Source organism: Actinoalloteichus caeruleus, assembly GCF_049311605.1.
In the GTDB taxonomy this organism is placed as follows: Bacteria; Actinomycetota; Actinomycetes; order Mycobacteriales; family Pseudonocardiaceae; genus Actinoalloteichus_B; species Actinoalloteichus_B caeruleus.
In genome coordinates this window covers 674346-696723 of sequence record NZ_CP186005.1, presented here as the reverse complement: position 1 = coordinate 696723, position 22378 = coordinate 674346, and the positions used below count along the sequence as shown (strand labels likewise).

The 22378-nt window shown below is 72.1% G+C and carries 21 protein-coding genes and 1 pseudogene; 13 read left to right on the top strand and 9 right to left on the bottom strand.

All coding sequences use genetic code 11. From position 1 onward, the window contains the following. Window positions 1-36: 36 nt before the first annotated feature. Together ACOJVX_RS03130 and mca are read right to left on the bottom strand one after the other, a co-directional pair. Window positions 37-360: a hypothetical protein gene (locus tag ACOJVX_RS03130; protein WP_035273416.1), complete on the bottom strand. Its 324-nt coding sequence runs from the start codon at window positions 358-360 to the stop codon at window positions 37-39. After that, window positions 360-1241, bottom strand: coding sequence for a mycothiol conjugate amidase Mca (gene mca / locus ACOJVX_RS03125; protein ID WP_026417361.1), 882 nt, complete (start codon window positions 1239-1241; stop codon window positions 360-362). The genes ACOJVX_RS03130 and mca overlap by 1 nt, the downstream gene beginning before the upstream one ends. Before the next feature lie 158 nt (window positions 1242-1399). Here mca and ACOJVX_RS03120 point away from each other — a divergent pair, with 158 nt between their 5' ends. Both ACOJVX_RS03120 and greA read left to right on the top strand, forming a co-directional pair. Continuing rightward, the gene (locus ACOJVX_RS03120; RefSeq protein ID WP_051313313.1) at window positions 1400-1870 is read left to right on the top strand and encodes a DUF4307 domain-containing protein; all 471 of its coding nucleotides are present in this window, start codon (window positions 1400-1402) and stop codon (window positions 1868-1870) included. 174 nt (window positions 1871-2044) lie between these two features. Next, window positions 2045-2533, top strand: a complete 489-nt coding sequence (gene greA / locus ACOJVX_RS03115) for a transcription elongation factor GreA (protein ID WP_081715240.1) — start codon at window positions 2045-2047, stop codon at window positions 2531-2533. Between the two features lie 89 nt (window positions 2534-2622). Here greA and ACOJVX_RS03110 read toward each other — a convergent pair. Then, window positions 2623-3078 (bottom strand): annotated as a pseudogene (locus ACOJVX_RS03110) (Lrp/AsnC family transcriptional regulator); the annotation flags it as partial. Between the two features lie 185 nt (window positions 3079-3263). Between ACOJVX_RS03110 and hppD the strand changes: the two are divergent. Next, the gene (gene hppD, locus ACOJVX_RS03105; RefSeq protein ID WP_026417364.1) at window positions 3264-4460 is read left to right on the top strand and encodes a 4-hydroxyphenylpyruvate dioxygenase; all 1197 of its coding nucleotides are present in this window, start codon (window positions 3264-3266) and stop codon (window positions 4458-4460) included. A gap of 71 nt (window positions 4461-4531) precedes the next feature. Here hppD and ilvA read toward each other — a convergent pair whose 3' ends face one another. Beyond that, window positions 4532-5743 (bottom strand): threonine ammonia-lyase, encoded by a 1212-nt coding sequence (ilvA, locus tag ACOJVX_RS03100; protein ID WP_422647226.1) that lies wholly within the window; start codon window positions 5741-5743, stop codon window positions 4532-4534. Window positions 5744-5959: 216 nt separating this feature from the next. Here ilvA and ACOJVX_RS03095 point away from each other — a divergent pair, with 216 nt between their 5' ends. After that, on the top strand, window positions 5960-6184 hold the full coding sequence (locus ACOJVX_RS03095; protein WP_162182518.1) for a hypothetical protein: 225 nt from the start codon (window positions 5960-5962) through the stop codon (window positions 6182-6184). 131 nt (window positions 6185-6315) lie between these two features. Here ACOJVX_RS03095 and ACOJVX_RS03090 read toward each other — a convergent pair whose 3' ends face one another. The 3 genes from ACOJVX_RS03090 to ACOJVX_RS03080 all read right to left on the bottom strand — a co-directional run bounded on the left by ACOJVX_RS03090 (window position 6316) and on the right by ACOJVX_RS03080 (window position 10420). Then, entirely contained in the window at window positions 6316-7473 is a 1158-nt protein-coding gene (locus tag ACOJVX_RS03090) for a cystathionine gamma-synthase (RefSeq protein ID WP_418154016.1), read from the bottom strand. A 145-nt stretch (window positions 7474-7618) separates the two neighbouring features. Continuing rightward, window positions 7619-8902: a hypothetical protein gene (locus ACOJVX_RS03085; RefSeq protein ID WP_422647225.1), complete on the bottom strand. Its 1284-nt coding sequence runs from the start codon at window positions 8900-8902 to the stop codon at window positions 7619-7621. Window positions 8903-9049: 147 nt separating this feature from the next. After that, complete coding sequence (locus ACOJVX_RS03080; protein ID WP_026417367.1) at window positions 9050-10420, bottom strand: cystathionine beta-synthase; 1371 nt, start codon at window positions 10418-10420, stop codon at window positions 9050-9052. A 219-nt stretch (window positions 10421-10639) separates the two neighbouring features. Between ACOJVX_RS03080 and ACOJVX_RS03075 the strand changes: the two genes are divergently transcribed. Further along, the gene (locus ACOJVX_RS03075; protein WP_026417368.1) at window positions 10640-11560 is read left to right on the top strand and encodes an SGNH/GDSL hydrolase family protein; all 921 of its coding nucleotides are present in this window, start codon (window positions 10640-10642) and stop codon (window positions 11558-11560) included. Between the two features lie 311 nt (window positions 11561-11871). Further along, on the top strand, window positions 11872-13092 hold the full coding sequence (locus ACOJVX_RS03070; protein WP_030104214.1) for an acetyl-CoA C-acetyltransferase: 1221 nt from the start codon (window positions 11872-11874) through the stop codon (window positions 13090-13092). 126 nt (window positions 13093-13218) lie between these two features. On the opposite strand, the gene ACOJVX_RS03065 is transcribed toward ACOJVX_RS03070, so the two are convergent. Beyond that, window positions 13219-14001 (bottom strand): Bax inhibitor-1/YccA family protein, encoded by a 783-nt coding sequence (locus tag ACOJVX_RS03065; protein WP_103055751.1) that lies wholly within the window; start codon window positions 13999-14001, stop codon window positions 13219-13221. 513 nt (window positions 14002-14514) lie between these two features. On the opposite strand from ACOJVX_RS03065, the gene ACOJVX_RS03060 reads away from it, so the two are divergent. After that, on the top strand, window positions 14515-16170 hold the full coding sequence (locus ACOJVX_RS03060) for an MSCRAMM family protein (protein ID WP_026417371.1): 1656 nt from the start codon (window positions 14515-14517) through the stop codon (window positions 16168-16170). A gap of 61 nt (window positions 16171-16231) precedes the next feature. Beyond that, window positions 16232-17161, top strand: a complete 930-nt coding sequence (locus ACOJVX_RS03055; RefSeq protein ID WP_418154010.1) for a class F sortase — start codon at window positions 16232-16234, stop codon at window positions 17159-17161. A gap of 133 nt (window positions 17162-17294) precedes the next feature. On the opposite strand, the gene ACOJVX_RS03050 is transcribed toward ACOJVX_RS03055, so the two are convergent. Beyond that, the gene (locus ACOJVX_RS03050) at window positions 17295-18368 is read right to left on the bottom strand and encodes a PQQ-dependent sugar dehydrogenase (RefSeq protein WP_026417373.1); all 1074 of its coding nucleotides are present in this window, start codon (window positions 18366-18368) and stop codon (window positions 17295-17297) included. Window positions 18369-18692: 324 nt separating this feature from the next. Here ACOJVX_RS03050 and pqqA point away from each other — a divergent pair, with 324 nt between their 5' ends. From pqqA to pqqB, 5 genes are read left to right on the top strand one after another with little or no spacing between them, the layout of a single operon-like run. Further along, complete coding sequence (gene pqqA / locus ACOJVX_RS03045; RefSeq protein ID WP_372492974.1) at window positions 18693-18851, top strand: pyrroloquinoline quinone precursor peptide PqqA; 159 nt, start codon at window positions 18693-18695, stop codon at window positions 18849-18851. Further along, on the top strand, window positions 18848-19564 hold the full coding sequence (pqqC, locus tag ACOJVX_RS03040) for a pyrroloquinoline-quinone synthase PqqC (protein WP_418154008.1): 717 nt from the start codon (window positions 18848-18850) through the stop codon (window positions 19562-19564). The genes pqqA and pqqC overlap by 4 nt, the downstream gene beginning before the upstream one ends. After that, entirely contained in the window at window positions 19561-19848 is a 288-nt protein-coding gene (pqqD, locus tag ACOJVX_RS03035) for a pyrroloquinoline quinone biosynthesis peptide chaperone PqqD (RefSeq protein ID WP_035273247.1), read from the top strand. Before pqqC ends, pqqD begins: the two co-directional genes overlap by 4 nt. Continuing rightward, window positions 19835-21040 carry a pyrroloquinoline quinone biosynthesis protein PqqE gene (gene pqqE / locus ACOJVX_RS03030; RefSeq protein ID WP_418154006.1) on the top strand — a complete coding sequence of 402 codons (1206 nt, stop codon included), beginning with the start codon at window positions 19835-19837 and terminating at the stop codon, window positions 21038-21040. The genes pqqD and pqqE overlap by 14 nt, the downstream gene beginning before the upstream one ends. Continuing rightward, a complete protein-coding gene (gene pqqB / locus ACOJVX_RS03025) occupies window positions 21031-21951 on the top strand; it encodes a pyrroloquinoline quinone biosynthesis protein PqqB (RefSeq protein ID WP_422647224.1) in 921 nt (306 codons plus the stop codon). The genes pqqE and pqqB overlap by 10 nt, the downstream gene beginning before the upstream one ends. The last annotated feature ends 427 nt before the right edge of the window (window positions 21952-22378 follow it).

Genomic DNA, 22378 nt, shown 5'->3' with positions numbered 1-22378 from the left:
GTGCGCGGCGGCCTCCCGCCCCGGTGCCGCCGGGGCTCAGCGCCCGGTGTGGCCGCTGGTCGCCGAGGATTCGCCTGCGGTCGCCGACGGGGCGTCCGGGTCGGAGGAGTCGGCGCCGCGCACGTCGCCGGCGGGCCCGCCCCGCTCCTCCCCCTGGGCCGAGCCCGGCTCGTCGAAGCTGGTGGGCAGCCGCCGCAGGTGCTTGGTCATCGACCGGACGAGGAAACCCACGGCGACGAAGAACAGGATCAGTACCACCAGAGCGACCGGTGAGGACTTGCCGAAGTCCTCACCCTGCCCTCCCGGGTTGTCGACTCCGAAAGCCACCATCGTCCCGGCGATCGCTCCAGCGGACCACATCACACGGACACCCTCTCACGCACTCCCGCGAACAGGTCGTCCTCCGGCAACGTGGTGTCCACCAGCGAACGGACCAGCTCGTATTCCTCGGTCGGCCAGACCTCCCGCTGGATGTCGACCGGCACGGCGAACCAGCGGCTGTTCGGGTCGATCTGGGTGGCGTGGGCCAACAGCGCCGCGTCCCTCGTCTCGAAGTGGTCCGCGCACTCGACCCGCGTCGTCACCCGTTCCATGACGTCCGGGCGGGTCGGATCCCAGCTCTCCAGCCATTCGGCATAGGGTGATTCCACACCACGGCTCGTGAGCGTGTCGTGGAAGGTCTGCATCCTCGCCCTGGAGAAACCGTGGCAGTAGTACAGCTTCAACGGCTGCCAGGGGTCCCCCGCGCCCGGGAACCGGTCGGGGTCCGGCGCCGCGTCGAACGCCGCGACGGACACCTCGTGGCAGCGGATGTGGTCGGGGTGGGGGTACCCGCCGTTCTCGTCGTAGGTGATGACGACGTGCGGGCGGAACTCCCGGATGACCCGGACCAGCGCCTCGGTGGACACCTCCAGGTCGGTGAGGGCGAAGCAGCCCTCCGGCAGCGGCGGGAGCGGGTCACCCTCGGGGAGACCCGAGTCGACGAAGCCCAGCCAGCGGTGGTGGACGCCGAGGATCGCCGCGGCCTTCGCCATCTCCTCCCGGCGGATCTCGGTGATGTTCTCCAGCACGTCCGGTCGGTCCATGGCCGGGTTCAGGATGCTGCCCGCCTCACCACCGGTACAGGTGACCACCATCACCTCGTGACCGTCCGCAACATACTTGGCGAGCGTCGCCGCTCCCTTGCTCGACTCGTCGTCTGGGTGAGCGTGCACCGTCATCAGACGCAGCTTTTCGGCCATCTCGGAACCGACGTCCCTCCTGCTACACGTAACCGCACCCGCCGGGACGTCGCGGAGGACCGTCCGGGGATACTGCTCAGACGACTACAGCTAACGTCGTCCCGAGGACCATTGTTCCCGGCAGCCATGACAACCTCGCGCGGAGGTCGAGGTAGACCGTGACCAGCAACGGAGCACCAGGCCGGCCCGCCGGACGTTACCGTCGCGCCCCCGCGCGCCGGTTCCCCCGCTGGGTGGGCGCCCTGACCGGGGTCGCGGTGCTGATGGTGGGCCTGTGGGCCTCCGTCACGGCCTACCAGAACTGGGGCAGCCCGCCGGTCTCGGCGGACCACACCTCGTTCGACGCACCGGACGACCACTCGTTGCGCATCTCCTTCGACGTGATGCGGGACGACCCGAGCCGCAGCGCGGTGTGCGTCCTGCGGGCGCGGTCGGCGGACGGCGACGAGTCGGGCCGGCGGGAGGTGCTGATCCCGCCGGGCGAGTCCCCGGCGAGGCACACCAGCACCGTGTTGACCTCGAAACCTCCCATCATGGGTGAGGTCTTCGGGTGCTCCCATGACGTGCCCGAATACCTCACCAGAGGCTCGTCCGTCGAGCCGGATTCGGAGGTGCCGCCAAGCGGGTGAACCGCAGCTCACGCACCGGTCCGGCGCTCAGAAATCGGCGACGGGCCGGGTGTCGTCGTGCTAACCTGCCCTCACGGCACGGTCCCCAGTGGGCCGTGTTTTTCCGTATCCGGCGGGAAGCCCGGATAGCTGCGGGCGCGTACCCGTGCCCGGGACAGACGAGGAGTGGTGACCGTGAGCGAGACCCAGGTGACCTGGCTGACCCAGGATTCCTTCGACCGGCTCAAGCACGAGTTGGACGAGTTGATCGCGAGCCGCCCCGTCATTTCCGAGAAGATCAACGCCGCCCGCGAGGAGGGCGACCTCAAGGAGAACGGCGGGTACCACGCGGCGCGCGAGGAGCAGGGTCAGCTGGAAGCCAGGATCCGGCAGCTCCAGGAGCTGCTGCGGGTGGCGAAGGTCGGCGAGGCCCCGACCGAGTCCGGCATCGCGCAGCCCGGCATGGTGCTCACGGTCCGCTACGACGGTGACGACGAGACCGAGACCTTCCTGCTCGCCACCCGGGAGGAGGGCTTCCAGGGTGACCTGGAGGTGTACTCCCCCAACTCCCCGCTCGGCGAGGCACTGCTGGACGCCAAGGAGGGCGAGGACCGCGAGTACGAGCTGCCCAGCGGCGGCCGGATGAAGGTCACCCTGGTCAAGGCGGTGCCCTACTCCGCCTGACCCCCACTGCCCGACCGGGGCCCGACCCACGCTGGGTCGGGCCCCGGTTCGCGTCCTGGTGGTGGGTCGTCGTGGGAGGCGGTTGGCTCGGCCACCAGTTCCAGCAGCGGGCGGACCCGGGGCGCCACCGGGGTGGACAGCGCGATCGAGGTCGAGGTGCGTTGCACTCCCTCCGCGCAGACCACCTCGTCGATGACGCGTTGCAGGTCGTCGTTCGAGCGGGCCACCAGTCGCACCAGGAGGTCGCCCTCACCGGTGGTCGCGTGCACCTCGCAGACCTCCTCGATGCGCCGCAGGTGGCACACCACCTCGTCCCGACGGCCCTGGGCGATCTCCAGGACCACGAACGCCGTCAGCCCGTAGCCGAGCGCCGGCAGGCTGATCTGCGGTGGGAAGCCGGTCAGCGCCCCGAGCCGCACCAGGCGGTCCAACCGGGCCTGCACCGTGCCCCGGGCCACCTTCAGCCTCCGCGAGCACTCCAGGACCCCGAGCCTCGGGTGGTCGGTCAACAACAACAGCAGGCGCGCGTCGAGCCGGTCGAGCATGGGCCGTTCCCGCGACGTCACGTCATCTCCCTGTGCACCCTGCCCATCCTGCCCCGGTGTCAGGACCCGTGACTACGCAATCTGCGCAACACGAAGTGATCGCGTTGCGCAGCGTGCCGGCGGCTGCTCATGCTGGCGCCACCGAACCAGCGCCATCCCAGCGTTCGAGGGCAGTGGAGGAACCCATGACCGAGACCGTGCCGGCACCAGGTATCGACGATGTCAGCTTCGACCAGATGAGGCAGCTCGTCGGGCTGGTCGACTACGACGAGTCGCGCGACCCGTTCCCCGTGAAGGGGATGGACGCCGTCGTGTTCGTCTGCGGGAACGCGACCCAGAGCGCGCTCTACTACCAGCACGCCTTCGGCATGGAACTCGTCGCCTACTCGGGGCCGGAGACCGGCAACGCCGACCACCGGGCCTTCGTCCTGAAGGCCGGTTCCGCGCGGTTCGTGCTCACCGGCGGGGTGCGGCCGGAGAGCCCTCTGCTGGACCACCACCGCCGCCACGGCGACGGGGTGGTGGACCTCGCCCTGGAGACGACGGACGTCGACCGGTGCGTGGCCCACGCCAGGGAACAGGGCGCCCAGGTCCTGGAGGAACCGCACGACGTGTCCGACGAGCACGGCACGGTCCGCAGAGCGGCGATCGCGACCTACGGGGAGACGCGGCACACGCTGGTGGACCGCTCCCGTTACCAGGGCCCCTACCTGCCCGGGTACGTCGCCAGGGCCGGCACGATCCAGCGGCCCGAGGGATCGCCGAAGCGGTTGTTCCAGGCCGTGGACCACTGCGTCGGCAACGTGGAGCTGGGGCGGATGGACGAGTGGGTGTCCTTCTACAACCGGGTGCTCGGCTTCGTGAACATGGCGGAGTTCGTCGGGGACGACATCGCCACCGAGTACTCGGCGCTGATGAGCAAGGTGGTCGCCAACGGCAACCACCGGGTGAAGTTCCCGCTGAACGAGCCCGCGCTCGGCAAGAAGAAATCGCAGATCGACGAGTACCTGGAGTACTACACGGGGGCCGGGTGCCAGCACATCGCCCTCGCGACCAACGACATCCTCGCGAGCGTGGACGAGATGACGGCGAGGGGCGTGGAGTTCCTCGTCACCCCGGACTCGTACTACGAGGACCCGGAACTGCGCGCCCGCATCGGGAAGGTCCGGGTGCCCATCGACGAGTTGCAGCGACGCGGCATCCTGGTCGACCGCGACGAGGACGGCTACCTGCTCCAGATCTTCACCAAACCCGTCGGGGACCGGCCGACCGTCTTCTACGAGCTGATCGAACGCCACGGGTCGCTGGGCTTCGGGAAGGGGAACTTCAAGGCGCTGTTCGAGGCGATCGAACGGGAGCAGGAGCGGCGCGGCAACCTCTGAGCGCGGCGCGCGAACGCCTGGCGGGGCCGGCCACGGGGTCGGCCCCGCCCTGTGTCGCGGGGTCGGTCACCTCAGAACTGGGGGGTGACGACGTGCCCCGCCTGGGTGAGCCCGGCCACCACCTCGTGGCGGTGGCTCGGCCCCCTGGTCTCCAGGCTCAGGGCGACGTCGACGTCGCCGAGCGCGAGCGCCCCGGAGATCCGGGAGTGCTCGACGTCGATCACGTTCGCTCCCAGCTCGCCGACCTCGGCGAGCAGGGCGGCGAGGGAACCCGGCCGGTCGGAGATCCGCACCCGCACGGCGAGGTAGCGGCCCCCGGCGGTCATGCCGTGCTGGATGACGTGCGACAGCAGGAGCGGGTCGATGTTGCCGCCGGAGAGGATGACGGCGATGGGGCCGGGGAAGCGGCCGGGGTGGTCGAGCACGGCGGCGACCGCCGCGGCCGCGGCCGGCTCCACCAGCAGCTTCGCCCGTTCGAGGCAGAGCAGCAACGCTCGGGACAGGGCCTCCTCGCTGACGGTGAGGATCTCGTCGACGAGGGTGGAGACGTGGTGGAAGGTGACCGGCCCCGGCTCCTTCACCGCGATGCCGTCGGCCATCGTGCGCAACTCAGGTGCCGGCACCGGCGCGCCGGCGGCCAGGGATGCCGGCCAGGCGGCGGCGCTCTCGGCCTGGGCTCCGATCACCCTGACGTCCGGGCGGCGCGCCTTCACCGCCGCCGCGACGCCCCCCAGCAGCCCACCACCCCCGGTGGCCACCACCACGGTGGCCAACTCGGGGAGCTGGTCGAGCAGCTCCAACCCGATGGTGCCCTGACCGGCCAGGATGTCCGGGTGGTCGAAGGGGTGGATGAACTCGGCTCCCGTCTCGGCCGCGTACTCGCGGGCGGCGACCAGGCTCTCCTGGAGCCCGGCGCCCCACAGGTGCACCTCCGCGCCGTAGGAGCGGGTGGCGGCGAGCTTGGGCAGCGGCGCGCCCTCCGGCATGAAGACGGTCGCGCGGGTGTCGAGCAGGGAGGCGGCGTAGGCCACTCCCTGGGCGTGGTTGCCCGCCGACGCGGCCACCACCCCCCTGGCCCGCTGCTCGGGGGTCAGTCCGTGCAGCCTCGTGTAGGCGCCCCGGATCTTGAAGGAACCGGTGCGCTGGAGGTTCTCGCACTTGAGGTGAACCTGCCCCCCGCAGCGCTCGCTGAGAACCCGGGAGTGCATGATTGGCGTCTGACGGATCACTCCGGCCAACAGTTCACGGGCGGCCATGATCCGATCAACGCTGACCAGTCGCATGAGGCATATCCTGCCAGCGGTTGCGCCGAGTGGGGGACGGTGGTCGGCGCCGGCGGCGGGGGAGCGCCACCGGTTCGGCGAACGGCCGGCGACGGTCGACCGAACAGCTCAGGGGTGGATATTTCTCGAACTGGTAACGAAAAAGGCTAGTACCCTTGGCAGACAGCGAGTCTGTCCGACCAGCCCCGAATTGCGCAGGGAGGTAAGGCCGTGCAGGTGACCCGAAATCCGGGGTTGCTGTCGCTGGTGTCGAGCGTTGCCGCGGCCACTGCGTTGGCCGCCGTGGCGGTGATCACCGTCACACGGGCCGACTGCGCGGAGACTCCGTACTACGAGCAGCGCGACGGCGCCGTGGAACTCGTCCACAGTTGTCTCGACGCCGGCCAGCTGCCCGACACCAACCATCCCGGCTCCGACGCGGTCCTGCGTTGGCAGCCATGACCAGGCCCGCGACGCCGAGCCTGGTCTGACGACGGTCCCGATGACGGCCCGTCCCGTCGAGCTCCCGAGGGAGCTCGGCCCGGGGCGGGCCGTCCGTCGTGTGAGGCGTGGGCGCCACGGCTCGGCGCGGATCAGCCGAGCGCGGTGAGCAGGTCGTCCAGCAGGTCGTCGACGTCCTCGATCCCCACCGAGAGCCGCACCAGCTCCGCCGGGACCTGGAGCTGCGAACCGGCGGTGCTCGCGTGCGTCATCCGACCGGGGTGCTCGATCAGCGACTCCACGCCGCCCAGCGACTCGGCCAGGGTGAACAGCCTCGTCCGGGAGCACACCTCCAGCGCCGCCTCCTCGCTGTCGACGAGGAAGGAGATCATGCCGCCGCCGCGACGCATCTGCTTCACCGCGACCTCGTGCCCGGGATGGGTGGGCAGACCGGGGTAGTAGACGGCGCGGACGCGGGGGTGCTCGCCGAGCGCCACCGCGATGCGCTCGGCGTTGTCGCAGTGCCGATCCATCCGCACGGCGAGGGTCTTCAGCCCGCGCAGGGTCAGCCAGGCGTCGAAGGGGCCGGGGACGGCGCCGGCGCCGTTCTGGAGGAAGGCCAGCTTCTCGTCGAGTTCGGGGTCCGAGGTGACCGCGGCGCCGCCCACGACGTCGGAGTGGCCGCCGAGGTACTTGGTGGTGGAGTGCACGACCACGTCGGCGCCCAGCGCGAGCGGGGTCTGGAGGTAGGGCGAGGCGAAGGTGTTGTCCACGACCAGCCGCGCGTCAACGTCGGCCGCGATCCCAGCCAGGCCGGCGATGTCCGCGACGGTGAGCAGCGGGTTGGTGGGCGTCTCGCACCAGAGCAGGCGGGTGGTGGGCCGGACGGCGGCGCGCACCGCGTCCAGGTCGGACAGCGGGACGGGCGTGTACTCGATGCCCCACTGCGTGAGGATCTTGTCGACGAGCCGGAAGGTGCCGCCGTAGGCGTCGTTGGGGATGAGGATGTGGTCCCCCGGCCGGCACACCGCGCGGAGCACGGCGTCGGTCGCGGCCATCCCGGACCCGAAGGCGCGGGCGAAGCGACCGGATTCCAGGGCGGCCAGGCACTCCTCCAGCGCCGTCCGCGTGGGGTTCCCGGTCCTGGAGTACTCGTAGCCGCCGCGGAGGCCGCCCACGCCGTCCTGCGCGTAGGTCGAGGTGGCGTGGATGGGCACGATCACCGAACCCGTGGTGGGGTCGGGTTCCTGCCCGGCGTGGATGGCGTTGGTCGCGAATCCGAACCGCTCGCCGGAGGAGGTCTGACTCATGCGGCCCAGGGTAGAGCAGGGGCCACTCCGCTTGGAGCAGCCCGAGGGCGGCCGACGGCCGGCCCGAACGGGCGGAGGCCCGGCGACGAGGTCCCGCGCAGAGCGGGTCCGTGGCCGCCGGGCTCCCCCGTTCGCCGTTCGCTGATCAGTACCCGGGCGGGGGTGGCATCTGCTGCGGCTGCTGGGCGAATCCCGCACCGCGCTTGGCCTTCATCGCGCGCGTGGTGCCCGGCAGCCACCAGACCGCGAGGATGCCACCCCAGATGAGGAGGGTGACGACCGCGATGATGAGGAAGATCCCGCCGAGCATGGAAGCGGTCGTCAGGGCCATGATCCCGCCGAGGACACCGAGCGCCGCGAGGACCGTGATGACGATCCGGCCCCACTCCTGGCCCTGCTGCCCGGCGAAGAACGCGCAGGCGCCCACACCGGCCGCCAGGACGATCCCGACGAGGGAGCTGGTCATCGCGAACTGCCCGAAGGTGACCATGTTGATGACCTGCATGACAGCGCTCAGGCCCATCAGCCCCATGGTGAGGAACATGGCGAGCTTGAGGAACTTCTCGTCGGCGCCACCGGCCGGCGCCCCGTACCCCTGCTGCTGGGGGTAGCCGGGCTGCTGGCCGAACTGCGGCGGCTGCCCGTACCCAGGCTGCTGCGGGTAACCCGGCTGCTGGGGGAACCCACCCGGCGGCTGGCCGAACTGCGGCGGCTGCCCCGGCTGCCCGTACCCGGGCTGCTGCCCCGGCTGCGGCTGGCCGTACCCCGGCTGCTGCGGGTAGGCGCCGGGAGCGCCGTACCCGGGCTGCTGCGGATACCCACCGGACTGCTGGGGGTAGCCGGGCTGCTGGCCGAACTGCGGCGGCTGCCCGTACCCAGGCTGCTGGGGGAACCCACCCGGCGGCTGGCCGAACTGCGGCGGCTGCCCCGGCTGCCCGTACCCGGGCTGCTGCCCCGGCTGCGGCTGGCCGTACGCGGGCTGCGCCGGTGCCTGGCCCGGGGCGACGACCTGGGTGGCGTCCGGGTTGGACGGCGCGGCGGCCGCGGCCGGTGCCTGCTGTCCGGGGCGCACCACCTGGGTCGCGTCCGGGTTGGCGTCCTGGGCGGACGGGGCGCTCACCACGCTGGTCCGCTGCTCCAAGGGCCGGTCGGCACCGGCCCCGGACACGACCTGCGTGGAGTCGGTCCCGCTCGGCGCACCGCCAGCGGCCGGCGGCGGCGAGGCCAGGGCCGGCTCGGCGGCGGGCGCCGCCGCTTCCGCCGAAGGGGGCTGTTGGTCGGCCGACTCGCCCCCGCCAGCCGGCGGCGTCGTTCCCTCGGGCACGGCGGGCGGAGTCACCGCCGACGGCTCCGGGAGCTTGGCGGTGCCGCCCTCCGCGTTCTCGGACTGTGCTGGTTGCTCGCCCTGCGGCGGCTGTGGGGCGCTCATCGGGTGGTAACCCCCTAGAGGTGGATCAGTTCCGCATTACGTTCGGGTCACCGTATCGGATGCCGTGCCCGCGTTATGCCAGTACGGGACAGGTTCGACCGACGACGACGCCCGTCGTCCACCCGGCGAGCACCCCACGCCCGGTGCTCAGCGCCCGGCGAGGAAGCCGAGGACATCCTGTCGGGTGACCACGCCGGCCGGGCGGCCGTCCATCAGCACCAACGCGCCGTCCGCGTTCGCCAGCGCCCGCATCGCGGCGCTGACCGACTCCCCGGCGCCGATGGTGGGCAACGGCTCCGACATGTGCTCCTCCACCCGGTCGGAGAGCTTGGCGCGGCCGGCGAACAGGTCGTCGAGCAGCCGTCGCTCGTTGACGGCGCCCGCCACCTCGGCGGCCATGATCGGTGGTTCCGCGTTGACCACGGGCATCTGGGACACGCCGAACTCGCGGAGCACAGCCACCGCCTCGGCCACCGTCTCGTTCGGGTGGGCGTGCACCAGGTCGGGCAGGGTGCCGTCCTTGCGGCGGAGCACCTCGCCGACGCTCGCTCCGCTGTGGTCGGGGGACAGGAACCCGTAGGAGGCCATCCAGTCGTCGTCGAAGACCTTGCCGAGGTAGCCGCGGCCGCCGTCGGGGAGCAGGACGACGATGACGTCCTCGGGGCCGCAGCGCTCGGCGAGCCGGAGGGCGGCGGCGACGGCCATCCCGCAGGATCCGCCGACGAGCAGGCCCTCCTCCCGGGCCAGCCGGCGGGTGATGGCGAAGGAGTCGCCGTCGGACACCTCGATGATCTCGTCGCAGATGTCCTGGTCGTAGGTGGTGGGCCAGAAGTCCTCGCCGACCCCCTCTACCAGGTAGGGCCGTCCGGTGCCGCCCGAGTACACGGAGCCGTGCGGGTCGGCGCCCACGATCTTCACGGCGCCCCCGGACACCTCCCTGAGGTACCTGCCGGTTCCCGAGATCGTCCCGCCGGTGCCGATACCGGCGACGAAGTGGGTGATGCGGCCGTCGGTCTGCCGCCACACCTCGGGGCCGGTGGCCGCGTAGTGCGATGCGGGGTTGTTCTCGTTGGCGTACTGGTTGGGCTTCCAGGCGCCCGGGATCTCCGAGACGAGGCGGTCTGAGACGTTGTAGTAGGAGTCCGGGTGTTCGGGGGCCACCGCCGTCGGGCAGACGACGACCTCCGCCCCGTAGGCCTTGAGGACGTTGCGCTTGTCCTCACTGACCTTGTCCGGGCAGACGAACACGCACTGGTACCCCTTGCGCTGGGCCACCATCGCCAGCCCGATCCCGGTGTTCCCCGAGGTCGGCTCGACGATGGTCCCGCCAGGGCGCAGCTCCCCCGACCTCTCGGCCGCCTCCACCATGCGCAGCGCGATGCGGTCCTTGACGCTGCCGCCCGGGTTGAAGTACTCGACCTTGGCCAGCACGAGCGGGCTGAGCCCCTCGGCGACCGCGTTCAGGCGCACCAGCGGTGTGTTGCCCACCAGGTCCATCACATGCTCGGCGTAGTCCACCGCGTGCCACTCCCACTCGTCTGCCGGCTCGGTTGGTGTCGGATTCGGAGCTTATCCCCGGAGCTGGCGGGAGGTTTCCCACCGCCCCAGCCGCATACTGCCGCCCCCTTCCGCCGGAGCGGCACGCCTCGCCCCGGAATTGGGTAGATGATTCAGGGAGAACGAGCGTCGGGACCGGGTGGTGTCCAGGGGTCCGGTCCGGCGGAAGGAGGATCTGCAGTGCTGGGTTCGCGCGCGATCCGGGTGGCCGCGTTCGCGGCGGGAGCGGTCACCGGGCTCACCGGGGCGGCCTACGGGCTCCTGTCAGGACAGTCCCGGGCGGCCAGGAAGGTGATCGGCATCCCGGATCGGGAGCCGGTCCGGGCCGACGGCGTCTACCTGCCGGACGGGACGGGGCCGCATCGGGCCGAGGAGCTGCCGGACTCGCCGGCACCGCTGACCTTCGCGGTCCTGGGTGACTCCTCCGCGGCTGGCCTGGGGGTGGATGACGCCAGCCAGCTGCCCGCCGTGCTGCTCGCCGGTGGGCTCGCCGAGGAGGCGGAACGTCCGGTGTGGCTGACGACCCTGGCGGTGAGCGGTTCGACGACGGAGGACCTGGCCGAACAGGTCGACCGGGCGGTGGCCCTGCGTCCGGACGTCGCGCTGGTGATCATCGGTGCGAACGACGTCACGACCAAGCTGCCGCTGCGCACCTCGGCCGCGCTGTTGGGCGCCGGGGTCCGGCGGCTCCGGGAGGCCGAGGTGGGCGTGGTGGTGGGGACCTGCCCCGACCTCGGGGCGATCCGCCCCATTCCGCAGCCCCTCCGGTCGATCGCGCGCAGCTGGAGCCTGGCGCTGGGGCGGGCGCAGCGGCGGGTGGCGGAGCGGGAGGGCGCCTACCCGGTCCCGCTGGCGGACCTGCTCTCACCGGAGTTCCTGGTCCGGCCCGGTGAGCTGTTCAGCGCGGACCGGTTCCACCCGAGCGCGGCCGGCTACGCGACGGCCGTCTCGATCCTGCTCCCCCCGCTGTGCAGCGTGGCCGGGGTGTGGGAGGGCGGTCCGCTGCCCCAGCACCCGACGAGGTCCCGGCTGGCGGAGGCCCGCCGGCCGACGCACCGGATCATCGCGAAGCTCAACCAACGGCTGCGGCGGGCCCGGTGACGCGGGGTGGACCGGCGGCCTCCCGCCAGACGGCCGCCGCCCCGGGCCTCCGGGTGGACCCCGAGGAGGCGGGAACGCGGGGTGACGGAGCCGGTTCGACCACCGGAGCGACTCGCCCCGGCGCGGTCCGCCCGGAGCGACCGGGCACCGGGGGTCGCGGGGTGCTGGTGCCGCGCTGGTGTCCGGCTGGAACGGTGAGGCTCCGCCAGAGCGGGCGCCAGCTCCGCCGGGTCCACCTTCCGCCACCACCTACTCTCCAGTAACTTCACGGTGAGGAGACTGTTTCCCGAACCAAGCCAAGGAGGGCTTCGATGCCGGAAGCCGTCATAGTCGCCGCCGCCCGGTCCCCGATCGGGCGAGCGAACAAGGGCTCGTTGGTCGGGCTGCGCCCGGACGACCTGACCGCGCAGGTGGTCCGCGCCGCCCTCGACCAGGTGCCGGAGCTCGATCCCGCCACCATCGACGACCTCATGCTCGGTTGCGGGCTCCCCGGCGGGGAGCAGGGGTTCAACATGGCCAGGGTGGTCTCGGTGCTCCTCGGCCGCGACGACCTGCCCGGCACGACCGTCAACCGGTACTGCGCCTCCAGTCTCCAGACCACGAGGATGGCGATGCACGCGATCCGGGCCGGGGAGGGCGACGTCTTCCTCAGCGCCGGGGTGGAGACCGTGTCCCGCTACGCGAAGGGCAACTCGGACAGCCTGCCCGACACCAGGAACCCGCTGTTCGACGCGGCGGCGGAACGCGGCCAGGTCGCCGCCGAGAACGGTGCCGAGGAGTGGCGGGACCCCCGTCTCGACGGGGAGCTGCCCGACGTCTACCTGGCGATGGGGCAGACCGCCGAGAACCTGGCACTGGCCAACGCGGTGAGCCGCCAGGAGATGGACGAGTTCGGCGTGCGGTCGCAGAACCTCGCCGAGGACGCCATCGCCAGTGGCTTCTTCGCCCGGGAGATCAGCCCGGTCACCCTGCCCGACGGGCGGGTCGTCGAGGCGGACGACGGTCCGCGCGCGGGCACCACCTACGAGGGGGTCGCCCAGCTGAAGCCGGTGTTCCGGCCGAACGGCAGGGTCACCGCGGGCAACTGCTGCCCGCTGAACGACGGCGCGGCGGCGCTGGTGGTGATGAGCGACCGGCGGGCGGCGGAGCTGGGGATCACCCCGCTCGCCAGGATCGTGTCCACCGGGGTGTCCGCGCTGTCCCCCGAGATCATGGGACTCGGCCCGGTCGAGGCGTCCCGGCAGGCGCTGGCCCGGGCTGGGATGACCGTCGACGACGTCGACCTCTTCGAGATCAACGAGGCCTTCGCGGCGCAGGTGATCCCGTCGTACCAGGAACTCGGCATCCCCCTGGAGAAGCTGAACGTCAACGGGGGCGCGATCGCCCTCGGGCACCCGTTCGGCATGACCGGGGCCCGGATCACCTGCACCCTGCTGAACTCCTTGCGCACCCACGACCGGCGGATCGGCCTGGAGACGATGTGCGTCGGCGGGGGCCAGGGCATGGCGATGATCGTCGAACGCCTCTCCTGATCCCGCACCTCGGGGCTGGCGCACGCGTTCCCGCCACCGGTCAGGGAACCCCAGGAACGAGGAGAGGCCCCGGCGATGTCGCCGGGGCCTCTCCCGTGTGTTCGGGTCCGCTGGACGCGGTGCGCGTCACTCGCCCTGGAGGTAGGTGAGCAGGCGCAGGATCTCGATGTACAGCCAGACCAGCGTCATGGTCAGGCCGAAGGCGATCTGCCAGCCGTACTTGGCGGGCGCACCGGCCTGGATCAGGTCGTCGGCGGCCTTGAAGTCCAGCAGGAAGACGAAGGCGGCGATGCCGATGCAGACCAGGCTGAAGATGATCGCCAGCGTGCCACCGGAGCGGAGTCCCATGTCGGCGCCGAAGAGGTTGCCGACGAGGTTGGCCAGCATCAGGACGCCGACGCCGATCAGCGCGCCCGTCACCCAGCGGGTGAGCTTCGGGGTGACGCGGATCGCACCGGTCTTGTAGACGACCAGCATGCCGGCGAACACACCGATGGTGCCGATGACCGCCTGGGTGACGATGCCGTAACCAGCCGGAGCGAAGTTGGCCACCACCGCGCTGAGGCCACCGAGGAACAGGCCCTCGAAGCCGGCGTAGGCGAGGACCAGCACCTTGCTGGGCTCCCGCTTGAAGGCGTTGACGAGGCCGAGGATCAGACCACCGATGAGACCGACGAAGGTCAGCGCGGGGATGCCGCTCATCGCGGAGAACACGGCGGCCACCGCGAGCACGCCCAGGGTGATACCGGTCTTGATCACCACGTCGTCGACGGTGATCGGACGGTCGTCGGCGCTCTGCGTGGTCTGCTGACCCGCATAGCCCGGCTGGCCGAAGCCGGCGCTGTCGAAGTTCGCGTAACCGCCGCTTGCCGGCAGGTTGCGGAACGCGGGATTACTGCTTGTGCGCACCTGTGCCCTCCTGGAACGTGCTCACGCCGTTACCGAGTCAACGGTGACGCGTGTCGTAGGGTTCCCCAACTCGAGTAAAGGCGACTTTACCGACACCCGAGCGTTCTTCCGATGCCCCTGGCCCCGATCCTCCCTCCGACCGCGCGGACTTCACCGGGTTGTGACCAAGGTCGTGATTCAGTTGTTGTACGTGACCCCGATCTGGCGCAGCGTGACCGCCGCTGCCCGGGGTAGTCGATCAACGGTGTCGGTGACGCCCATGATCGTGACGCACTGGACAGGATCTCTGACAGGCAGCTAACTTCTCCCTGTCGTCACATCCTCCGAGTGGCGGCTTGTGGCATGACGCGCGACCAGACCAGCATCACGGGAGCGAAACCTCGACGCGTGGCCACACGTTACGCGCGACCCGGCGGCAGGTCACGGCTCCTGGCCGGCGCTCCGTCGGGGGCACTCGCTCCGTGATGTCGGACCGCGCCCTTGGACACCAACTCTGGACACCGAGGAGCATTCATGCTCAGAAGAGTGGCCGCGGGACTGGCCAGTGCGTCCCTGCTGGCCGGCGCGGCGCTGGTCGCGTTGCCGGGCACGGCGGCCGCGGCCGTGCAGGAGGGACTGGGGCACCGGACCGCGCCGCAGCCCTACCAGGGGAAACCCAACGACTACGACTGGGTCGGCTCCTACGTCTGGCAGGGCGAGCAGGTCTGGTGCGTGCAGTACTCCTACCGCGCGCCGGACACCGAGGAGGAGTACGTCGACGGCGACCAGCTGCTGACGAAGTGGGGCGACCCGCTGTCCCCGGAGATCTCCTCCAACATCTCCTACCTGCTGCTCCGCTACAGCGGGACGGAGTCCGACCACGAGGCGTCCGCGCTGGCGCACCTGCTGCACAGCTGGACCGCCGCCCCCCGCACGCCCGCCGACCTGGACCCGTCCAACGGGTTCCGGGAGATCGCCTACGACGTCGAGTTCCACTTCGACGAGCTGCCGCCGGAGACCCAGGAGGCGGTGGAGGCGATGAAGGCCGACGCCGAGGTCAACCGGGGCCCCTGGGAGGTGTCGTTGACGGCTCCCGAAGGGGAGCAGGTCATCGGTCAGCCGGACTCCTGGCGGGTGGACCTGCTCAACACCGCGGGCAACGGCGTGCCCGACATCCCCGTCGAGGTCACCCTGACCGACGCGGAACTGGCCGACCCCGAGGTGGCCGAACCGGCGCGGCAGATCCTCATGCAGGACCTGAGCGTCAACGACGAACTGGCCGCCGACCTGGCCGCGGAGGAAGCCACCGAGGAGGCGGCGGAGGGCGTTCCGGCCGACGGTGCCGCCGACCAGCAGACCCAGCCCCTGAGCACCACGACCCCCCAGCCCACCGCTCCCGTCGAGACCCCCGAGGGCGAGGACGGAGCCGAGGAGGACGACAGCGGCGAGCCCGAGCCCCAGGTGCGCTACCTGCGGACCCCGGAGGACGGCGGCCCGCTGCTGTTCGACGTCGTGCCGACCGGTGAGAACCCCTCGGTCCACGTCAGCGTGCAGACCCCGGCCGACCAGCCGAGGATCAAGGTCCCGCAGGACGGTTCCGACGTGCAGCGCATCGTCACCACCGGTGGCGAGGACACGGTGACGGCCGAGGCCGCGGTGACCGCCCGCACCGCCCCCGGTGCCGTCGAGATCGCCAAGGTGGACGCCTCGACCGGTCTCCCGGTGGCCGACGTCCAGCTGCGGATCACCTCCGCCGACAAGAGCAGCCCCGCCCTGCGGCAGGACGACTCCGAACTCGTGGGTCCCGACGGCGAACCGCTCGTGGTGACCACGGACGAGGAGGGCTACGCGCGGCTGGAGGACCTCAGAACCCCGCAGGAGATCTGCGTGGTCGAAGTCGGGGTTCCCGCCGGGTACGAGGAGGAGTTCGACCCGGCCAACCCACCGACGGCCTGCGGGCTGGTGGAGGCGGGGGACACCCTGACCCTCACCATCGCCAACAAGCCCAACCCGCCGACCGTGCCGAGCACGATCCCGGCGGGTGAGGCCGACCTGGTCACCGCCTCCTCGGAGACGGTCAACCGGATCAGCCCGGTCACCCTGACCAGCCTGGGTCTCCTGGTGCTGCTCGCGGCCGGAGCGACCGGACTGGTGTGGCGACGTCGGATGACCTCCGGGGACCAGCGCTAGCCGGTCGTCGGACCACATCGCCGCCCCCTCGGCCGGGAGGTCGGCAGAGAGGGCCAACCAGGTGGATGAGACGCGAGGGGCGGAGCGGGCCGACGGCGACGTCGACCCGCCCGCCGAGAACGACCGCCGCACCTACGCCCTCGACGTGGGTGAGTGGGAGGTCGCGGACCCCGAACGGTCGAGGTCGGCCCGCCAGCGGACCTCGGCCGTCGTCGGGATCGGAGTGCTGAGCCTCGGCATCCTCGGGGGCCTGTACTGGCCACCCACGGTGCAGGTCACCGGCAGCGCCGTCCCGGTCGACGCCGTCGTGCGGGCCGGGGACGACGTGCTCGGCAACAGCATGGCCGCCGTCGGTGACCAGCCCAAACCGCTCGGCGTGCCCGACGGCTCCCCGACGGGGGCACCGGAGCAGGACGAGGGGCCGGCCGGGACCGGGCGGGAGGAGGCCGAGGACCGCGACCCGGGCACGTCCACCGGACCCGCCGTCCCTCCCCCGGCGCGGGAGTCCGGGCCAGGTCCCCGCCCCCCGTCGGGGGACCGACCGGTCGCCGCCCAGCGACCGGGGACCATCCGGCTCCCCGAGGGCGGCACGGCCGCCCTGGTCCGACGCGAGGTCGGACCGGACCGGGTGCTGCCCGTTCCGGAGAACCTGGAGGAGGCGACCTGGTGGGGCATGGGTCTCGGCGCGCCGTCCGGGGCCTCCGTCTTCGCGGGCCACGTGAACTTCCGGGGTCAGCGGGGCCCGTTCGCCGAACTCTGGGGCACCACGCTCGGTGACGTGTTCACGGTGGTCGACCAGCGGGGGGAGGAGTGGCGTTACCGGGTGAGCGCGATCCACACGTTGCACAAGAACGAGCTGCCCGCCAACGCGGAGGCGCTCTTCGGCCAGGAGGGCGCGCACCGGGTGGTGCTCGTCACCTGCGGTGGGCGGTGGCACGGCGGGGACCTGGGTTACGAGGACAACCGCATCGTCGTCGCGCTGCCCGCCTGACCGTTCGGGCGCCGGCCCCCGGATGGCGCGGAACCCTCGGCCAGGTCCGGGCTGGGGGCAGCGCCAGGGCTGAGGACACCCTTCCCCGCAGCAGGTGGTCTGCCGCGGGGAAGGGGGCCAGGAGTCCGCGCCGTCAGCCCAGCCGCAGGATGCGGTCGGAGCCTGGCGCGGCGCCACCGAGCTGGTCGGTGTTGCTCGTGCCGAACCACAACGATCCGTCCGGGGCGGCGGCCGCCGCCCGCAGTCGTCCGAACTCGTGGGCGTGCAGGGCACGCCGGTCGGTGACCTCACCGCCGTCGGACAGCGGCAGTTCCCACAACCGTTGGCCCCGCAGCGTCGTCACGTAGAGGGTTCCCCGGACGTGGGCGAGCCCGGCGGGCGTGCCCTCCTCGGGAGTCCAGTGCACCACGGGATCGGTGTACCGGCCGTCGGAGCAGGGTCCCTCGCAGACCGGCCACCCGTAGTTCGCGCCGGCCCGAACCCTGTTGAGCTCGTCGGCGCCGTGGTCACCGGTCTCCACGGCGAACATCCGGCCCCCGTCGTCCCAGGCCAGCCCCAGCACGTTGCGGTGACCGTAGGAGTAGACGTGGGTCCCGAACGGGTTCCCCGGCGCGGGCCGCCCGTCGGGACGAAGCCGGACGATCTTGCCCCGCAGCGAGTTCAGGTCCTGCGCCTCGTCGTACCCGCCGTTCGGGTCGTGCGGGTACCGGGCCGGGACACCCGCGTAGAGGTATCCGTCCGGGCCGAAGGCGAGCGCCCCTCCGTTGACGTAGACGGCCCGGGGCAGGCCCGTGAGGATCGGCTCCGGCTGCTCCCCGAGCCGGAACCGCGCGATCCTGCTGTCCTGGGCCGTGGCGTAGTAGACGTAGACGAATCCGTCCGTCTCGTAGTCGGGTGAGACGGCGATGCCCTGGACCCCGTCCTGGATGCCGTCGGTCGCCGCGTCGAGGATGCGTTGTTCCTCGACCACGGAACCGTCGACCACGCGCATGACACGCGCGTTGTTGCGTTCGGTGACCAGTGGTGAGCCGTCCGGGAGGAAGGCGATGTCCCACGGCACGGTCAGTCCCGTCGTCACCTGCTCCGGTTGTGCTTGCCGCTCGCCGGAATCCGGCGGGTCCTGCTGTGCTGACACCGTTCCGGTGGCCGCGACGACCATCAGCAGCGTGGTGGCGACACCGCCCAGAGTTCCTCGTCGAAACCGCATTCACGCCTCCTTGTCAGAGGTTCACGGGTGGCGGCCACTCGTCCTCACCCGCCCTGTTCGACGTGGACCGGACGTGCCCCGCCACCCGAATCGGAAGCTAGGACGGCGCCGGACTTCCCGCCATGCGAGTCGTCACTTCCCGAACTCCCGTTTCCCCCTGTGCCCGAACGAGGTCCCCGCACGGCCGCCGAGGAAAGGAGGAACCGGACCTTTCGCACCGAACCGACGGCGCGGCCGCCGTGAATAGCGGGGGCACCCGTCGTCACGCACCATGAAGCAGCCGCCGACCGGCGGGCAGTCACCTCCAGACGAGGAGCGTGGATCATGCGCCTTCCGACCGTTGTGACACGACACGACCGCGCGACCGACCTCCGACCGGTGTCCGCCGGCCGACCTCCGGCCCCGCGACGTTCCTGGGTCCGTCCGGACTTCCGGGCGGTCGCCACGCCGATGGAGGTCACCAGCTACGTGGCCCGCGGATGACGGGCGCGCCGACGGAGGTGCTGGGCCGGGAGGAGTTCCGATCGCGGTTGGAATCCCTCTCGGCCCGGTACTGGGACGACCACCCCTTCCACCGCGCCCTGCACGAGGGAGCCCTGCGGAAGGAGGACCTCCAGCTGTGGGCGGCGAACCGCTGGTACTACCAGCGGATGTTGCCGCGGAAGGACGCCGCGATCCTGTCGAACTGCCCGGACCGCGAGGTCCGACGGCAGTGGATCAGCCGGGTGACCCACCACGACGGCCAGCCGGGCCAGGAGGGCGGCATGGACCGGTGGCTGCGCCTGGCCGAGGCGACCGGGCTCGACGAGGAGACCGTGCGCTCGGAGCGCCTGCTGTTGCCGGGGGTCCGCTTCGCGGTGGACGCCTACGTCGAGTTCGCCCGCCGCCGTCCCTGGCAGGAGGCGGTGGCCTCCGGGCTGACGGAGATGTTCGCCCCCGGCCTGATGCGGCGACGGGTGCTCGCCATGCGGGAGCACTACCCCTGGCTGGACGGCGGGGCGCTCGACTACTTCCTGACCAGGATCGAGGTCACCGGGCCGGAGGGAGCCGCGACGCTGGACCTCGTGTTGACCCACTGCCGCGACCGGGGGTCCCAGGACGCGGCGGTGGCCGCGTTGGCCTTCAAGTGCGAGGTGCTGAACGCGATGCTGGACGCGATCGACCACGCCGCGCGGCGGCCGGCGGTGACCTCGTGACGGCGGGCATCGACCCGGCGGCCCGTCCCCGGCTGGGGCGGGGCGTCAAGCTCATGCGGGACGAGAGCCGGGACAGCCACGTCCTGCTCTACCCGGAGGGGGTGCTGCTGCCCAACGAGACGGGCGAGGCGGTGCTGCTGCGGTGCGACGGGCACAGCCCTGTCGGGGAGATCGTGCGTGCGCTGGAGGGGCAGTTCGACGGCGTGCTGCCGGAGCAGATCCTCGAACTGCTCGACACCCTGCGCGGCATGGGGCTGATCAGGATCGACCATGACGGCGCCTGATGGGGCCGCCGCCCCCGACGGGACCGGAGCCGGGGTCGCCGCCCCGTGGGGGATGCTGGCCGAGCTGACCCACCGGTGCCCCCTGCACTGCCCCTACTGCTCCAACCCGCTGGAGCTGGTGCGCCGCGAGTCCGAGCTGACCACCGACCAGTGGATCGCCGTGCTCGACCAGGCGCGACGGCTCGGCGTGCTCCAGACGCACCTCTCCGGTGGCGAACCGTTGGCTCGCCGGGACCTCGCGGAGCTGGTGGGCCACGCCTCCGGGCTCGGGTGCTACGTCAGCCTGGTCACCAGCGGGCTCGGGCTGACCCCGGCCCGCGCCGAGGAGCTGGCAGCGCGCGGCCTCGACCACGTGCAGCTGAGCTTGCAGGACTCCGACGCCACCACCGGGGACCGGGTGGCCGACACGCGGGCGCACCACCACAAGATCGCGGCGGCGGCCGTGGTCCGCCGGCTGGACCTCCCGCTCACGGTCAACGTGGTGCTGCACCGGGGCAACCTGGACCGGATCGCCGAGATCATCCTGCTCGCCGAGGATCTGGGGGCGGACCGGCTGGAGTTGGCGAACACGCAGTACTACGGCTGGGGTCTGCGCAACCGACGGCTGCTGATGCCCACCCGGCGCCAGCTCGCCAACGCCCGCCGAGTCGTGGCGGCGGAGACCCGTCGGTTGGCGGGCGGCATGGAAGTCGTCTACGTCCTCTCCGACTACTACGGCGAGTACCCCAAACCCTGCATGCACGGTTGGGGCAGCAGGCAGTTCACCGTGTCCCCGGCCGGGCGGGTCCTGCCCTGCCCGACGGCGGACGTGATCACCGGGCTCCCGGCGGAGTTCGTCCAGGACCGTCCGCTGGCCGAGATCTGGTACGAGTCGGCGGTGTTCAACGCCTTCCGGGGCACCGACTGGATGCGGGACCCGTGCCGGAGTTGCGACCGACGGGAGATCGACTTCGGCGGCTGCCGCTGCCAGGCCTTCCAGCTCACCGGCGACGCGCGGGCCACCGACCCCGTCTGCCGGTTCTCCCCGGATCGGCACCTGGTGGCCGCCGCCCTGCTCGCCGACGCCCCGGAGGACTCCGGCGTGGCCGACCCGGCGGCCGGGCGACCGCTGTGGCGTGGGATCCCGACCGGCCGGGTTCCCCGGGTTCCGAGTGCGGGCGGTGGACCGGCGGTGGTGGACCCGTGCGGCTGATCCTGCTGGGCACGGCGGCTGGCGGCGGTTTCCCGCAGTGGAACTGCGCCTGCGGCCGGTGCTCCCGTTCCAGGGCGGGGACCGAGGCGATGCGCCGTGGCCAGGACGGCGCGGCGGTGTCGGTGGACGGCGAGAACTGGTGGCTGCTCAACGCGAGCCCCGACCTCCCCACCCAGCTCGTGGCGACGCCGGAGCTGTGGCCGGGGCCGGGGCGGCGGCAGATCCCGCTGCGCGGTGTCCTGCTGACGGACGCCGAACTGGACCACACGCTCGGGCTGTTCTCGTTGCGCGAGTGCGGGGGGCTGCCGGTGCACGCTCCGGCCGCGGTGCTGGCGTCGCTGGACCGACCCACGCCGTCCGCCGGAGCCCTCGGCCTGCGACCGGTGCTCGCCGCCTACGGGGACTGGCGGTGGAACGAGGCGGCCGAGGGCGTGGCGTCGGAGCTGGGCCAGGGCCTGACGGCGACGCCGGTGGCGATCAGCGAGAAACGCCCCCGGTACCGGACCGGGGTGCGGGATGCCGGGCCGTCGGTGGTCGCCTACCGGCTGCGGGACCGGTCGGCGGGGCGGGAACTGCTGTACGCGCCGTGCCTGTCGCGTTGGCCGGACCGGCTGGACGAGGCGGTGGCGGCGGCCGACTGCGCGGTGCTGGACGGCACCTTCTACTCCGGGGACGAGTTGGGGCATGCCACCGGACTGCCCGGGGGCGGTGGGCAGTCCGGCATGGGCCATCTCCCGGTGGGTGGGGAGGACGGGACCCTCGACCGGTTGCGCTGCCACCCGGGGACACGGCGGATGTACACCCACCTGAACAACACCAACCCGCTGGTGGACCCGGCGTCGGCGGAGTTCGCGGCGGTGGTGGCGAGCGGGGTGGAGGTGCCCTCGGACGGTGACCGCATCGACCTGTGACGGCGTCGGGCCGTACCGGGGGCGAACGGCGGCGGGCGGGTCGCGCGGACGCGCTCGGGCACCGGTCCCGTGGTGGCGCAGGGGACCGAGGGCGCCGCGACCGCGGGTGGTGGTCGGGGCACGCCGGTCGTGGGGCCTGGGATTCCGGAGGCGGGACGCGAACCCGCTCCCCGGCCACGCCGAGGCGTCGACGAGGCGCCTGCCGATCTCCGACCCGCCGCCCGGGGCGGAACGGCGAGTGCGCCTCCCGCCGAGCGCGCGCTCGGACGGTCGCTCGTGCTCGCCGGCCGCCGGCCCCTGGGAGGGGGCGCCACGCTGGACCGGTCGGGCTCGCGGGGCCGGCTCGGCGGCTGCCCGCCCCGGCCCCGCCAGGTGCCGGACGGGAGCGGGCAACGCCCGTGGGAGGACCGGGCGCGCGTCCCCCACG

Bases quoted from the DNA above. Each gene is read 5' to 3' on its own strand.
- ACOJVX_RS03070 (WP_030104214.1), top strand. From the start codon at position 11,872: ATGCCGGAAGCCGTCATAGTCGCCGCCGCCCGGTCCCCGATCGGGCGA.
- ACOJVX_RS03050 (WP_026417373.1), bottom strand. From the start codon at position 18,368: ATGCGGTTTCGACGAGGAACTCTGGGCGGTGTCGCCACCACGCTGCTG.
- ACOJVX_RS03130 (WP_035273416.1), bottom strand. From the start codon at position 360: ATGTGGTCCGCTGGAGCGATCGCCGGGACGATGGTGGCTTTCGGAGTC.
- pqqA (WP_372492974.1), top strand. From the start codon at position 18,693: ATGCGCCTTCCGACCGTTGTGACACGACACGACCGCGCGACCGACCTC.
- ACOJVX_RS03085 (WP_422647225.1), bottom strand. From the start codon at position 8,902: ATGAGCGCCCCACAGCCGCCGCAGGGCGAGCAACCAGCACAGTCCGAG.
- ACOJVX_RS03060 (WP_026417371.1), top strand. From the start codon at position 14,515: ATGCTCAGAAGAGTGGCCGCGGGACTGGCCAGTGCGTCCCTGCTGGCC.
- pqqC (WP_418154008.1), top strand. From the start codon at position 18,848: ATGACGGGCGCGCCGACGGAGGTGCTGGGCCGGGAGGAGTTCCGATCG.
- mca (WP_026417361.1), bottom strand. From the start codon at position 1,241: ATGGCCGAAAAGCTGCGTCTGATGACGGTGCACGCTCACCCAGACGAC.
- ilvA (WP_422647226.1), bottom strand. From the start codon at position 5,743: ATGCGACTGGTCAGCGTTGATCGGATCATGGCCGCCCGTGAACTGTTG.
- hppD (WP_026417364.1), top strand. From the start codon at position 3,264: ATGACCGAGACCGTGCCGGCACCAGGTATCGACGATGTCAGCTTCGAC.
- pqqE (WP_418154006.1), top strand. From the start codon at position 19,835: ATGACGGCGCCTGATGGGGCCGCCGCCCCCGACGGGACCGGAGCCGGG.
- ACOJVX_RS03090 (WP_418154016.1), bottom strand. From the start codon at position 7,473: ATGAGTCAGACCTCCTCCGGCGAGCGGTTCGGATTCGCGACCAACGCC.